The organism is Escherichia sp. KTE31 (assembly GCF_000407925.1).
GTDB lineage: Bacteria > Pseudomonadota > Gammaproteobacteria > Enterobacterales > Enterobacteriaceae > Escherichia > Escherichia ruysiae.
Map to the genome: position 1 here is coordinate 220,076 of NZ_KE136723.1, position 13,383 is coordinate 233,458.

Here is a 13,383-nt window from a genome sequence, read left to right on the forward strand (position 1 = left end):
GAAAAGCGCGGGATAACACTTTACTGTCCTGACTCATTAGCCACATCCTTGCTAAATAAAAAACGGGCGGTAATACCACCGCCCGCTTGCTGAATTAACGTCCTGCTTTCAGCTTCTGATAATACTCTTCATAAATGCTGCTGGCTGCGCCAACGTCATTCTGCCATTCACCATTTTTAATGGTTTCAGCATCCGGGTAGAGCGTTTTATCGTTCGCCACTTCCGGGCTTAACAGCTTACGCGCCGCAAGGTTTGGCGTTGGATAACCGATAGTTTCGGCAACCTGTTTTGCCACATCCGGGCGCAGCAGGAAGTTGATCAATTTCAGCGCGCCTTCTTTGTTTTTGGCATTTGCCGGGATCGCCAGGCTGTCCATCCAGAAAATGCCGCCTTCTTTCGGCCATACCACGTCAATTGGCGTACCCGCCTGGCGCGCAACGAAAGCAGAGCCGTTCCAGATCATGCCGAGGTTAACTTCGCCTTCCATGTACGGGTTAGCCGGGTTATCGGAGTTAAACGCTGCGACGTTTGGCATCAGTTTTTTCAGCTCGTTATATGCAGCTTCAATCTCTTTCGGATCGGTGGTGTTACCGGAGTAGCCCAGCTTACGCAGCGCCATCTGGAACACTTCACGGGCATCGTCGGTCAGCAGCAGGCTGCCTTTGTACTCAGGCTTCCACAGATCGGCCCAGCTGGTAACGGATTTCGGATCCACCGCATCACCGTTAACGCCAATCGCCGTCGCACCCCAGATATACGGAATGGAGTAGTCGTTATTCGGGTCAAACGGCTTGTTGAGCATGTCTGGATCGAGGTTGCTGAAGTTGCTTAACTTCGACTTGTCGATCTTCTGGATCATCCCTTCTTTACGCATTTTATCGACGTAATAGGTTGAAGGAACCACCAGGTCATAGGCACCGTCTTTGTACGTTTTCAGTTTTGCGTACATGGTTTCATTTGACTCGTAAGTCGAATAGATAACCTTAATACCGGTTTCTTTGGTGAACTGTTCAAGCAGTCCTGGAGGCACGTACTCGGTCCAGTTGTAGAAATACAGCGTGTTGTTGTCATCGGCGTGAGCGGCGCTCATGCCCAGTGCCAGAGCACCCGCCGCGAGCAGGTGGCGTGACCATTTTTTCATTTAACGTCCCCTGTGTTACCTTTCGTTTTATCACGAGCAATAAGCTGGCTGGCAATAACCATCACCAGCGACAGCACCAGTAATATGGTTGCCAGCGCGTTAACTTCTGGCGATACGCCGACTTTGACCATCGAATAAATTTTTAACGGCAGAATTTCATAGCTCGGTCCGGTGACAAACGACGAAACTACCACATCGTCCATCGACAGGGTAAAGCTTAGCACCCAGCCCGCCGCCACAGCCGGCATTGCCAGTGGCAAAATGATTTTCCGTAGAATGGTAAATTCGCTGGCGCCGAGATCTTTCGCCGCTTCCAGCATCCGCACATCAAAACCTTTCAGGCGCGAATACACCGTCACCACCACAAATGGCAGGCAGAAGGTGATATGCGAGAACAATAGCGACCAGAAGCCAAGCTGAATACCCAACAGCATAAACAGCACCAGCAGAGAAATCGCCATCACGATATCTGGCGACATCATCACCACAAACAGCATTCCGCTAACGAACGGCTTACCGCGAAAGCGATAACGGTACAGCGCAACCGCCGTCAGTGAACCGATAAGCGTAGCAAACGTCGCCGAGAACACCGCCATCGTCAGTGAATGTTGTGCCGCCTGTAACAAGCTGTCGTTGTTCATCAGCAGGCTATACCATTTGGTGGTAAAACCCTGCCAGTTAATGCCAAAGCGCGAGCTGTTAAAGGAGTTCACAATCAAAATAATGATTGGGATATACAGGTACGCGTAGATAGCGGTCATAAAACCGCCGCGAAGCAGTCGACCGATCATTCGAGTTCCACCTTCTTATTCAGCAAACGAGAAGCGCGCCAGTAAACCAGCAACATCAGACCCATTACGATAGTCAGCGTAATGCTGGTGGCAGCACCAAACGGCCAGTCACGAATATTAAGGAACTGTACCTTGATGACGTTACCGATCAGTAGGTTTTTCGCACCGCCCATCAGGTCGGATACATAGAACAAGCCCATGGCTGGCAGCATCACCAGCAGACATCCGGCAATAATTCCTGGCATCGTCAGCGGAATAATAATACGGATAAAAGTCTGCAGTTTGCTGGCACCGAGATCGCGTGCCGCTTCCAGTAAAGGTTTATCCAGTTTTTCAATACTGGAATAGAGTGGCATCACCATAAACGGTAGCAGAATGTAAACCAGACCGATAATCACCGCGCTGGGGGTGAACATGATGCGAATTGGGGTATCAATAACGCCCAGCCACAGCAGGAACTCGTTGAGATAGCCTTTGGTGCTGAGGAAAATTTTTAGCCCATAGATTCGAATCAGCGAGTTTGTCCAGAACGGAACAATCAGCAGAAACAGCAGCAGCGGTCGCACTTTATGCGGCAATTTTGCCAGAAACCAGGCAAACGGGTAGCCCAGTACCAGGCAGGCGAGAGTGGCGATCAGCGCCATATTCAGCGAGTGCACGAGCACTTCAAAATAGAGCGGATCGAGCAGACGTGTGTAGTTATCCAGCGTAAAGACCATTTTGACGAAACTGGCGTCGTCGCGGGTCAAAAAGCTGGTGCCAATGATCATCAGGTTGGGCAGAAAGACAAACAACACAAGCCAACCGACGATAGTGACAATCACTACATTCTGGAACTTACTTGTGTTCTTCATCAGCCAGTACGACCTCCCAGCTTTCTACCCAATTAATGGCCATTTTCTGGTCGAGAGAGTGGTCAAAGTCAGGATCGTCTTCATTAAAGAATTCGCTGACCATCACCATCTTGCCATTTTCCAGTTCGACAACTGACTCCAGCGTCATGCCTTTGTAGTTGCGTTCGCGAACGTAACCAATCAGCCCTTCGACGTGGTTGTCGTCGTTGATTTCGTCAACGCGTAAGTCTTCCGGGCGTAGCAGAACATGCAGTTTTTGCCCCGGCTCAACGGCGAAGTTAACGTAAATATTACACTCGCGGCCTTCAACGTTGGCGCGTACGCGTTGCTCGTCGAGACGTTCGATCACCGTGGCGTTAAACATATTGATTTCGCCAATGAACCCGGCAACGAACAGGTTTTTGGGCTCTTCGTAGATTTCACGTGGTGTGCCGTCTTGTTCAATGCGACCATCGCGCATCACCACAATCCGGTCAGACATAGTGAGTGCCTCTTCCTGGTCGTGGGTAACGAAGACGAAAGTAATGCCAAGTTTTCGCTGTAACGCTTTTAACTCGTTCTGCATCTGTTTGCGCAGTTTGTAATCCAGCGCGGAAAGCGATTCATCAAGCAACAACAGACGAGGCTTGTTAACCACCGCGCGGGCAATGGCCACGCGTTGCTGCTGACCGCCAGAGAGTTGATGCGGTTTGCGTTGAGCGAAGGTTTCCAGTTGTACCATCCGCAGGGCTTCCATCACGCGAGGCGTAATTTCAGCAGCGGGGGTTTTTTGCATACGCAAGCCAAAGGCCACATTTTCGAATACGGTCATGTGGGGGAATAACGCGTAGCTTTGGAAAACGGTGTTCACATAGCGGTTTTCCGCCGGAACGTGGGTGATGTCCTCGTTATCCAGCATGATGCGCCCGGAATCAACAGTTTCCAGACCCGCAATCAGGCGAAGAACGGTTGTTTTACCGCAGCCAGAAGGGCCAAGCAGCGTGAGGAACTCGCCATTGTTGATAGTCAGATCAAGCTGGGGAATGACTTCTTTACCATCAAAGCATTTGCGAATTCCCGCCAATTGCACCAGCGGTGAAAGCGAACTCGGTTGTTTATTCAATTTTTTACTCTGTCCCATGTAAACGCAACGGATGGCTTACCGATGCGGGGTTTGTGGTTAACCACCTTGGTGACTCTTAATGAGGGCGGTAATTCTACGGCAAACCATCGGAATCGCCAATCCTTGTTGTGAATTACTGGCTTAGCTTTATATTGATTAAGGTAATGTTGATAAATATTCCCGCTTGCAGGGGTAAAAGTGACCTGACGCAATATTTGTCTTTTCTTGCTTCTTAATAATGTTGTCACGAAAAGTGAGGGTGACTACATGGATAAACTACTTGAGCGTTTTTTGAACTACGTGTCTCTGGATACCCAATCAAAAGCGGGAGTGAGACAGGTTCCCAGCACGGAAGGTCAGTGGAAGTTATTGCATCTGTTGAAAGATCAGCTCGAAGAGATGGGGCTTATCAATGTGACCTTAAGTGAGAAAGGAACGCTAATGGCGACGTTACCGGCTAACGTTCCTGGCGATATCCCGGCGATTGGTTTTATTTCTCATGTGGATACCTCTCCGGATTGCAGCGGTAAAAATGTAAATCCGCAAATTGTTGAAAACTATCGTGGTGGCGACATCGCGTTGGGTATCGGCGATGAAGTTTTATCACCGGTTATGTTCCCGGTTCTGCATCAGCTTCTGGGTCAGACGCTGATTACCACCGATGGTAAAACCTTGTTAGGTGCCGATGACAAAGCAGGTATTGCAGAAATCATGACCGCGCTGGCGGTATTGCAACAGAAAAACATTCCGCATGGTGATATTCGCGTCGCCTTTACGCCAGATGAAGAAGTGGGGAAAGGGGCGAAACACTTTGATGTTGACGCCTTTGATGCCCGTTGGGCTTACACCGTCGATGGCGGTGGCGTAGGCGAACTTGAGTTTGAAAACTTCAACGCCGCATCGGTGAATATCAAAATTGTCGGTAACAACGTTCACCCAGGCTCGGCAAAAGGCGTGATGGTTAACGCGCTATCGCTGGCCGCACGTATTCATGCAGAAGTTCCGGCGGATGAAAGCCCGGAAACTACCGAAGGTTATGAAGGTTTTTATCACCTGACGAGCATGAAAGGCACCGTTGAGCGTGCCGATATACACTACATCATTCGTGATTTCGACCGTAAACAGTTTGAAGCACGCAAACGTAAAATGATGGAAATTGCCAAGAAAGTGGGCAAAGGGCTGCACCCTGACTGCTACATTGAACTGGTGATTGAAGACAGTTACTACAACATGCGCGAGAAAATTGTGGATCATCCGCATATTCTCGATATCGCCCAGCAGGCGATGCGCGATTGTGATATTGAACCGGATCTGAAACCGATCCGTGGCGGCACCGACGGCGCGCAGTTGTCGTTTATGGGATTACCGTGCCCGAACCTGTTTACTGGCGGTTACAACTATCATGGTAAACATGAATTTGTGACCTTGGAAGGAATGGAAAAAGCGGTGCAGGTGATCGTGCGTATTGCCGAGTTAACGGCGCAACGGAAGTAAGCGAAAAGGGATGCGGCATGTGATGCCGCATCCGGCTTACATTCAAACTTACCCTTCGAAGAACCAATACCCGCTATTGACCAGCGCCGCGAGCATCGCGAGGAATGACGGATCTTCCAGCGCATCGCCAAAATTCTCGGCGGTCAGCACAATATTGCTGGCGAGCGCATCCTGCGCCGGACGGTGCGGAGAATCGATCTTTTCACCATTGGCGTATACATCATCACCAATGCGCAATACGCGCAGACCACCCAGGCGCACCAGCACATCACCTTGTTTCAGCGCATCGTAGATTTCATCCGGCTGATAAGGCGGCTCTGGCGGCGCGATATCCAGTTCATGACGTGACTGGGAAATAAACTCGCCAAACCATTGTTTAAAGTGTTCCGGCTGGTTGATCAATTCGAGCATCATCTCACGCAGTTTATCCATCTCCTGCGGCAGAACATCAGCCGGATGGGCGCGAGGAGGAACATCCGGATCGCTGTAATAATTACCGCCCAGCTCACGTTGCAGAACATAATCAGCAAAACCGCTGATCAGCTCCCGCGTATTAGGTGCACGAAAACCGACAGAGTAGTTCATCGCATTTTCCAGCGCGTAGCCTTCGTGCGGGAATCCCGGTGGAATATAAAGAATATCGCCAGGCTCCAGTTCTTCGTCGATAATTGCTTCAAACGGATCGACCTGTAACAGATCCGGGTGCGGACAATGCTGTTTCATTTGCAGCTTTTCGCCGACCCGCCAGCGACGACGACCGGTGCCCTGGATAATAAACACGTCGTACTGATCGAGATGCGGGCCGACGCCACCACCAGGTACGGAAAATGAGATCATCAGATCGTCAATGCGCCAGTCCGGTAATTCACGGAACGGACGCATCAGCGCGGCGGTTGGTTCATGCCAGTGATTCACTGCCTGCACCAGCAATGACCAGTTGGTCTCACCGAGATGATCGTAGCTTTCGAACGGGCCGTGGCTGACCTGCCATTTGCCATCCTGGTGACTGACCAGTCGACTGTCGACTTCGCTTTCCATCGCCAGACCCGCCAACTCGTCTGGAGAGATTGGGTCAATAAAATTATTAAAGCCGCGTTTTAACACTACCGGACGTTTCTGCCAGTGGCGTTCAAGAAAATCGGGCCAGTTAAGGGTAAGTTGGTATTCCATGTTAAGCGTCCATAGGCGGGTATCTGCAACCGATTATAACGGATGCTTAACGTAATGCGTGAAGAAAGGGCATATTTATTCACTCTTTGGCGCAGAATGCTGGCGACCAAAAATCACTTCCATTCGTGCACCGCCGAGCATACTCTCTCCGGCGATGATTTTTCCGTCGTATTGCTCGGTAATTTCGCGTGCGACAGCCAGACCAACACCTTGTCCTGGACGCAAGGTATCAACCCGTTGACCACGGTCGAAGACCACTTCACGCTTGCTTTTCGGGATACCGGGGCCATCATCCTCGACCACAATATAGAGATGATCATCGGTTTGTCTGGCTGAAATTTCGACAAACTCAAGACAGTATTTACAGGCGTTATCCAGTACGTTGCCCATCACTTCGACAAAATCGTTCTGCTCACCCACAAAGCTGATTTCTGGCGAGATATCGAGGGAAATATTAACCCCTTTACGCTGATAAACTTTGTTCAGTGCTGAGGTGAGATTGTCCAGCAGTGGGGCGACAGGATGCAACTCGCGGCTAAGTAATGTACCACCGCGCATACTGGCGCGATGCAGGTAGTAGCCAATTTGCTGCGAGATGCGGCTGATTTGTTCCAGCATTACCGGCTCTGCTTCGCTGACGCTCATCTTCTCACTACGCATGGAACGTAGCGTACTTTGCAGCACCGCCAGCGGTGTTTTTAGACTGTGCGTCAGGTCGGTGAGCGTGGTGCGGTATTTGTCGTAACGTTCACGCTCGCTTTTTAATAGCCGGTTCAGGTTACGTACCAGGCTGGTAAGTTCCCTTGTGGTGGTAGGGTTGAGTAGTTCCCGGTTGTGCTCTTCCAGTTCGCGGACTTCTTTTGCCAGGGCTTCGATGGGGCGTAAACTCCACCATGCGGCGACCCATAACAGAGGGATCACTAACAGCAGGTTGGCTGAGAGCACATAGACAAACCAGCTCCACACCATATAGGAACTTTTAAGCTCTACAGGGATGGTATCAACCACCACAATGGTTAATTTTGGCATCTGCGGCGTTGCCGGATAGATGTTTACTGCCACCGAGTGAGTCATCTCAGCGTCGTCGTCATCCTCCCGTACCTCCTGCAACTGTTGCTGTATAGAATGATCTTCACTCAGCAAGATACTGGTATCGTTAACATCCGCTTCTATTTCATGGAAGCCATTAGATTTTAGCCAGTCAGGCTGGATCATTTTCATCAGCCAGGGAACGTCACGCTGCGCCCATAAAAGCTGCCCGTTCTCATCATAGATCAGTGTCATAGTAGGACTTTGCTTGTCGATATTTTCGGGCAATTCGACATGCAATTTGTTGTTTTCCCACTTCGCGAGGGTATAGAACAGGTTGCTCTCGCCACGTAACAGCCGAAACGTGGTTTTATCGAAACTGACGCTATAACCGATCAGCGCGACCATCCCGTAGGCAAGCGAAAGCACCAGCACTACCGCTGCTGTTGCCAACAGAAAACGTACCCGTAGCGAGAGTGGGGAAAAAAGACGCAGTAATTTTTTCATCAGCGCAATTCGAACAGATAGCCCTGGCCGCGAACGGTGGTAATCACTTCTTGCGGATATTGCGCCTGAATTTTCTTACGCAGTCGACCCATTAATACATCAATGGTATGGCTTTCCCGCAGTTCGGCATCCGGATAGAGCTGTAACATCAGCGAATCTTTGCTGACCACTTTGCCGTTATTACGGATTAGCGTTTCCATAATGGTGTATTCAAACGCGGTCAGTTTGATCACTTCGTCATTAATGGATAATTCACGGCGGGAGAGATCAACCTGAAACGGTGGCAGCGAAATAACCTGTGAAGCCAGACCGCTATTACGCCGCATCAACGCCTGCATACGCGCCATCACCTCTTCAATATGAAACGGTTTGGTCACGTAATCATCAGCACCGGCACTTAAGACTTCGACTTTGTCCTGCCAGCTTTCACGGGCGGTTAATACCAGAATCGGTAGTGAAACATCATTGCTACGCCAGCGGCGGATCAGCGACAGGCCATCTTCATCAGGCAAGCCAAGATCGACAATGGCAATATCCGGTAAATGTTCATTGAGATAATAATCTGCTTCTTTGGCATCTTCTGCGTCATCGACCTGATGACCAGCGTCCTGAATCTGAACTTTAAGATGGTGACGTAACAACGCATTGTCTTCGACAACCAGTACGCGCATTTTTATTCTCCCTGTCTTAATTATTAAAATAGTGTAACGCGATTATGTGTTTATGGGAGTAAACATTAATTAAACCAGCGGGTAGGGGAGGTAATACAGGAAAAGATTCGCTTAAGAAGCAGGCCGGACAGCATCGCCATCCGGCCTTGACAGGGGATTATTTCAGCTCATCAACCATCGTGATGGCACGACCAATATAATTAGCCGGCGTCATCGCTTTCAGGCGCGCCTTCTCTTCTTCTGGCAGCGCCAGACCGTCGATAAATTGCTTCATGCCTTCGGCGTCAACGCGCTTACCGCGAGTCAGCTCTTTCAGTTTTTCATACGGTTTTTCAATGCCATAGCGACGCATGACTGTCTGGATCGGCTCAGCCAGCACTTCCCAGTTGTGATCCAGTTCATCCAGCAGATGGTCACGGTTCACTTCCAGTTTGCTCACGCCTTTGAGGGTAGACTGGTAAGCAATCAGTGCATAACCAATACCCACACCAAGGTTACGCAGCACGGTAGAGTCGGTCAGGTCACGCTGCCAGCGGGAAACCGGCAGTTTGCTTGCCAGGTGCTGCAATACCGCGTTAGAAAGCCCCAGGTTCCCTTCGGAGTTTTCGAAGTCGATCGGGTTAACCTTATGCGGCATGGTGGAAGAACCAATCTCACCGGCGATGGTTTTCTGTTTGAAGTGGTTAAGGGCGACATAGCCCCAGACGTCACGGTCGAAGTCGATCAGGATGGTATTAAAGCGCGCAACGCAATCAAACAGTTCGGCAATGTAGTCGTGCGGTTCAATCTGGGTGGTGTACGGATTCCACTGAATACCCAGCGAGGTGACGAACTCTTCGCTGAACTGATGCCAGTCAACTTCCGGATAAGCAGCGATGTGAGCGTTATAGTTACCGACCGCACCGTTGATTTTGCCGAGGATCTCCACCTGGTTAAGCTGGCGGTACTGGCGCTCCATACGGTAGGCGACGTTTGCCATCTCTTTACCGATGGTTGACGGCGTGGCTGGCTGACCGTGGGTACGGGACAGCAGCGGGATATCGCGATACTGAACGGCGAGATCTTTAATGCCATCAATCAGTTGACGCCAGTACGGCAGGATAACTTCATCACGCGCGGTTTTCAGCATCAACGCGTGGGAGAGGTTATTGATATCTTCCGAAGTACAGGCAAAGTGAATGAATTCAGATACCGCGTGCAGTTCCGGGATATCTGCCACTTTTTCTTTCAGGAAATACTCAACCGCTTTAACGTCGTGGTTAGTGGTACGCTCGATGGTTTTGATGCGTGCAGCATCTTCTTCGCTGAAATCGGCGACAATTGCATCAAGGTAACCGATTGCGTCGGCAGCAAAAGCAGGAACTTCCTTGATCGCTGCGTGCGCGGCCAGTTTTTGCAGCCAACGTACTTCAACTTGTACACGGAATTTCAGCAAACCGTATTCGCTGAAAATCCCGCGCAGCGCGCTGACTTTATCGCCGTAGCGTCCATCGACAGGGGAAACGGCGGTCAGTGAGGATAATTCCATAGATCACAACTCCGGGGTTAAATGAGCAAGAATTTGTTTTGCCTGAGTGGTCAGGCGATTACGAGAAAACATCAGTTGCAGACGTCCACCGCCGACCTGGTGCCAGAGCACAGCGGCGCGAATGCCTGCCAGCAGGGTTGCGCGAACTTTCGCCTGCACCTGCGGGCTTTGCAATACAGCAGGGGATCCGGTGACCTGAATGCGTGGGCCAAGCGGGCTGATAACATCAACATAGATGGCAGCCATCGCGCTCATCAGCGTTTCGGACTGTAAATCGAAGTGTTCGAGCTGGCGTTGCAGGCCGTTAATCCGGTTACCCAGAGTGTCGAGCGCACCTTTGGCAGATGAAAGTTTACGCTCAAGCACCATCAGGCTAAGGGTGTAGCGGGTTAACTCAGCGTTCAAGCCCTGACGGCTGCTGGCATTGAGCACGCCGAGCAGGGTTTCCAGCCCGACGCGCAGGTTGGCTTCGCTACCGCCAAAAACCGCCAGCGTGGAGCTGGGGTTCATATCAATAATACTGTTGAGTGAAACGTGTAGCGCATCGGCATCACAATGCCCCTGGTGAGCGAGTTGTTGCACCAGGCGAGCCGACTGACAAATACCGGCCAGGGCGAGGGTGATGTCATAGTAATTCTTTGCCACGTTCACTGCTTCCTTGTTTTAAGTAAAGAAAATAATCAGACCGGCAGCGGCAGACGCTGCTCAATGATACCGCCACCGAGACACACTTCACCGTTGTAGAAGACGGCAGACTGACCCGGCGTAACAGCGGCAACCGGCTCATCGAAAATCACTTCAATGCGATCGTCGTCCAGCGCCTTGACGGTGCACGGGATGTCGGTCTGGCGATAGCGGGTTTTCACCGTGCAACGCATAGTGCCGGTGAAGGGTTCACGATCGACCCAGTGCAACTGCTGGGCAATCAGCCCGACAGACATCAGACGTGGATGTTCATGACCCTGTGCGACAACCAGAATGTTATTCTCGACGTCTTTATCGACGACGTACCACGGTTCTTCGGTGCCGTCTTTGGTGCCACCGATACCCAGACCTTTACGCTGACCGAGGGTGTGATACATCAGTCCCTGGTGTTCGCCAATTTCATCGCCATCAACGGTAATGATTTTGCCCGGTTGCGCCGGGAGATAACGACCCAGGAACTCGCGGAATTTACGTTCGCCAATAAAGCAGATGCCGGTAGAGTCTTTTTTCTTCGCGGTGACCAGACCAAGATCTTCTGCAATCTTACGCACCTGCGGTTTTTCCAGTTCGCCGACCGGGAACAGGCTTTGCGCAATCTGCTCATGGCTGAGCGTATAAAGGAAGTAGCTCTGGTCTTTATTGCTGTCCAGACCACGCAGCAGGCGGCTCTTGCCATCGACATCTGCCCGACGCACGTAATGGCCGGTAGCGATATAATCGGCACCTAAATCTTCGGCGGCAAATTCGAGGAAGGCTTTAAATTTGATCTCTTTGTTGCACAGAATATCCGGATTCGGCGTGCGACCGGCTTTATATTCGGCAAGGAACAGTTCAAAGACGTTATCCCAGTACTCGGCAGCAAAGTTTACGGTGTGCAGTTCAATGCCGAGCTTGTCGCAGACAGCCTGGGCATCAGCCAGATCCGCTGCAGCCGTGCAATATTCCTCACCGTCATCTTCTTCCCAGTTCTTCATAAACAGGCCTTCGACCTGATATCCCTGTTGTTGCAACAGCCAGGCAGAAACGGAGGAATCGACACCGCCGGACATGCCGACGATTACTTTTTTTGCGGTTTCAGACATTGGATTACTCACGACATTGAACTTCAAGGCGGCGTATTCTATCACGCAGCCTTTTAGATGACACCCTTTGTAAAAGGCCAGTTAAAATCGCCAATCATCTCCAGCGGATAGCGTTGCCCGCTTTGATAACAACGAATACTTTCCGCCACCAGCGGCGAGCGCAGATTTGACGCCTGTAAAATTTCTTCGGCGCTGACCCAACGGCAGTAGTCGATATCGCTGTCATGAGGCTGGGTCGGGCATATTTGCTCAAGCTCAATGGCAAACAGGAAACGCAAAAACGGCGTTTTATCTGGCGCAATCCACTGATGCATACGAATAAAGTGTTGCGGTTGCGCGCTGATGCCGGTTTCTTCCCACAGCTCACGGGCGGCGGCTTCCACTAAGGTTTCATCTGCTTCCAGATGCCCGGCAGGTTGGTTCCATAACGCTTTACCATTAATCGTCTCTTCAACGACTAAAAATTTGCCTTCTGCGTGCACCACGCAAGCAACGGTAACGTGCGGTTTAAACATTTTGCATCCTTAATCTGTCGCTTCTCGCCATTCGCCGTTGGCAAGATTATCCAAAGAGTAATCACCCATTGCATAGCGAATCAGTCGCAGCGTGGGGAAACCAACATGGGCGGTCATGCGGCGCACCTGGCGATTACGTCCTTCATATAAGGTGATCTTCAGCCAGCTGGTGGGAATACTTTTGCGTTCACGAATTGGCGGATTACGCGGCCATAACCACTCCGGTTCTTCAACCAGGTCCACACCTGCGGGCAGGGTAGGGCCATCATTTAAGGTTACGCCATTGCGCAAGGCTTCAAGTGCATCTTGTGTGGGAATGCCTTCTACCTGCACATAATAGATTTTTCCGGTACGTTTTCCCGGCTGGGTTAAACGCGCCTGTAACGCGCCATTATTGGTCAGTACCAGTAACCCTTCGCTATCGCGGTCAAGACGACCTGCCGCATAAACGCCCTGAACCGGGATGAATTCTTTTAATGTTTTACGCCCGGCTTCATCGGTGAACTGCGGAAGAACATCGTAGGGTTTATTGAACAGGATCACGCGCGTGGGCTGGTTTTCAGGTTTGCGCCTGGTGGAACGTTGCGAGCTGAATCGCTTAACCTGGTGATTTCTAAAAGAAGTTTTTTGCATGATATTTTCAGGGATTATGAATTGCCGCATTATAGCCTAATAACGCGCATCTTTCATGACGGCAAACAATAGGGTAGTATTGACAAGTCAATTACAAATCATTAACAAAAATTGCTCTAATGCATCCGTATCGCAGGACGCAAACGCATGTGCAACGTGGT

At 50.7% G+C, this 13,383-nt stretch carries 13 protein-coding genes; 1 reads left to right on the plus strand and 12 read right to left on the minus strand.

Going from position 1 to position 13,383, the window contains the following annotated elements:
* Positions 1 to 94: 94 nt before the first annotated feature.
* The 4 genes from potD to potA are packed head-to-tail and all read right to left on the minus strand — an operon-like array spanning position 95 to position 3,906.
* Positions 95 to 1,141: a spermidine/putrescine ABC transporter substrate-binding protein PotD gene (gene potD, locus WES_RS12365; RefSeq protein ID WP_000759309.1), complete on the minus strand. Its 1,047-nt coding sequence runs from the start codon at positions 1,139 to 1,141 to the stop codon at positions 95 to 97.
* The gene (gene potC / locus WES_RS12360) at positions 1,138 to 1,932 is read right to left on the minus strand and encodes a spermidine/putrescine ABC transporter permease PotC (RefSeq protein ID WP_000580316.1); all 795 of its coding nucleotides are present in this window, start codon (positions 1,930 to 1,932) and stop codon (positions 1,138 to 1,140) included. Before potC ends, potD begins: the two co-directional genes overlap by 4 nt.
* A complete protein-coding gene (gene potB / locus WES_RS12355) occupies positions 1,929 to 2,786 on the minus strand; it encodes a spermidine/putrescine ABC transporter permease PotB (RefSeq protein WP_000799415.1) in 858 nt (285 codons plus the stop codon). Before potB ends, potC begins: the two co-directional genes overlap by 4 nt.
* A complete protein-coding gene (gene potA, locus WES_RS12350) occupies positions 2,770 to 3,906 on the minus strand; it encodes a spermidine/putrescine ABC transporter ATP-binding protein PotA (protein WP_000531593.1) in 1,137 nt (378 codons plus the stop codon). Before potA ends, potB begins: the two co-directional genes overlap by 17 nt.
* A gap of 249 nt (positions 3,907 to 4,155) precedes the next feature.
* Here potA and pepT point away from each other — a divergent pair, with 249 nt between their 5' ends.
* Positions 4,156 to 5,382 carry a peptidase T gene (gene pepT / locus WES_RS12345; RefSeq protein WP_016158086.1) on the plus strand — a complete coding sequence of 409 codons (1,227 nt, stop codon included), beginning with the start codon at positions 4,156 to 4,158 and terminating at the stop codon, positions 5,380 to 5,382.
* 48 nt (positions 5,383 to 5,430) lie between these two features.
* Here the strand turns inward: pepT and roxA are convergent, their stop codons facing one another.
* The 8 genes from roxA to rluE form a co-directional block, all read right to left on the minus strand.
* Positions 5,431 to 6,552 (minus strand): [50S ribosomal protein L16]-arginine 3-hydroxylase, encoded by a 1,122-nt coding sequence (gene roxA, locus WES_RS12340; protein ID WP_016158087.1) that lies wholly within the window; start codon positions 6,550 to 6,552, stop codon positions 5,431 to 5,433.
* Between the two features lie 75 nt (positions 6,553 to 6,627).
* The gene (phoQ, locus tag WES_RS12335; protein WP_000735426.1) at positions 6,628 to 8,088 is read right to left on the minus strand and encodes a two-component system sensor histidine kinase PhoQ; all 1,461 of its coding nucleotides are present in this window, start codon (positions 8,086 to 8,088) and stop codon (positions 6,628 to 6,630) included.
* Positions 8,088 to 8,759, minus strand: coding sequence for a two-component system response regulator PhoP (phoP, locus tag WES_RS12330; protein WP_001265481.1), 672 nt, complete (start codon positions 8,757 to 8,759; stop codon positions 8,088 to 8,090). The genes phoQ and phoP overlap by 1 nt, the downstream gene beginning before the upstream one ends.
* A gap of 157 nt (positions 8,760 to 8,916) precedes the next feature.
* On the minus strand, positions 8,917 to 10,287 hold the full coding sequence (gene purB / locus WES_RS12325) for an adenylosuccinate lyase (RefSeq protein WP_016158088.1): 1,371 nt from the start codon (positions 10,285 to 10,287) through the stop codon (positions 8,917 to 8,919).
* A gap of 3 nt (positions 10,288 to 10,290) precedes the next feature.
* Positions 10,291 to 10,932 (minus strand): high frequency lysogenization protein HflD, encoded by a 642-nt coding sequence (hflD, locus tag WES_RS12320; RefSeq protein ID WP_001297479.1) that lies wholly within the window; start codon positions 10,930 to 10,932, stop codon positions 10,291 to 10,293.
* A gap of 35 nt (positions 10,933 to 10,967) precedes the next feature.
* Positions 10,968 to 12,074 (minus strand): tRNA 2-thiouridine(34) synthase MnmA, encoded by a 1,107-nt coding sequence (mnmA, locus tag WES_RS12315; RefSeq protein ID WP_010345559.1) that lies wholly within the window; start codon positions 12,072 to 12,074, stop codon positions 10,968 to 10,970.
* Positions 12,075 to 12,127: 53 nt separating this feature from the next.
* Complete coding sequence (gene nudJ / locus WES_RS12310; protein ID WP_016158089.1) at positions 12,128 to 12,589, minus strand: phosphatase NudJ; 462 nt, start codon at positions 12,587 to 12,589, stop codon at positions 12,128 to 12,130.
* 9 nt (positions 12,590 to 12,598) lie between these two features.
* Positions 12,599 to 13,252 carry a 23S rRNA pseudouridine(2457) synthase RluE gene (gene rluE, locus WES_RS12305; RefSeq protein WP_016158090.1) on the minus strand — a complete coding sequence of 218 codons (654 nt, stop codon included), beginning with the start codon at positions 13,250 to 13,252 and terminating at the stop codon, positions 12,599 to 12,601.
* Positions 13,253 to 13,383 lie beyond the last annotated feature (131 nt).

Coding starts and splice junctions, on each gene's coding strand:
- potA (WP_000531593.1), bottom strand. CDS start 3,906: ATGGGACAGAGTAAAAAATTGAATAAACAACCGAGTTCGCTTTCACCG.
- roxA (WP_016158087.1), bottom strand. CDS start 6,552: ATGGAATACCAACTTACCCTTAACTGGCCCGATTTTCTTGAACGCCAC.
- pepT (WP_016158086.1), top strand. CDS start 4,156: ATGGATAAACTACTTGAGCGTTTTTTGAACTACGTGTCTCTGGATACC.
- potB (WP_000799415.1), bottom strand. CDS start 2,786: ATGAAGAACACAAGTAAGTTCCAGAATGTAGTGATTGTCACTATCGTC.
- potD (WP_000759309.1), bottom strand. CDS start 1,141: ATGAAAAAATGGTCACGCCACCTGCTCGCGGCGGGTGCTCTGGCACTG.
- potC (WP_000580316.1), bottom strand. CDS start 1,932: ATGATCGGTCGACTGCTTCGCGGCGGTTTTATGACCGCTATCTACGCG.
- phoQ (WP_000735426.1), bottom strand. CDS start 8,088: ATGAAAAAATTACTGCGTCTTTTTTCCCCACTCTCGCTACGGGTACGT.
- nudJ (WP_016158089.1), bottom strand. CDS start 12,589: ATGTTTAAACCGCACGTTACCGTTGCTTGCGTGGTGCACGCAGAAGGC.
- mnmA (WP_010345559.1), bottom strand. CDS start 12,074: ATGTCTGAAACCGCAAAAAAAGTAATCGTCGGCATGTCCGGCGGTGTC.
- purB (WP_016158088.1), bottom strand. CDS start 10,287: ATGGAATTATCCTCACTGACCGCCGTTTCCCCTGTCGATGGACGCTAC.
- rluE (WP_016158090.1), bottom strand. CDS start 13,252: ATGCGGCAATTCATAATCCCTGAAAATATCATGCAAAAAACTTCTTTT.
- phoP (WP_001265481.1), bottom strand. CDS start 8,759: ATGCGCGTACTGGTTGTCGAAGACAATGCGTTGTTACGTCACCATCTT.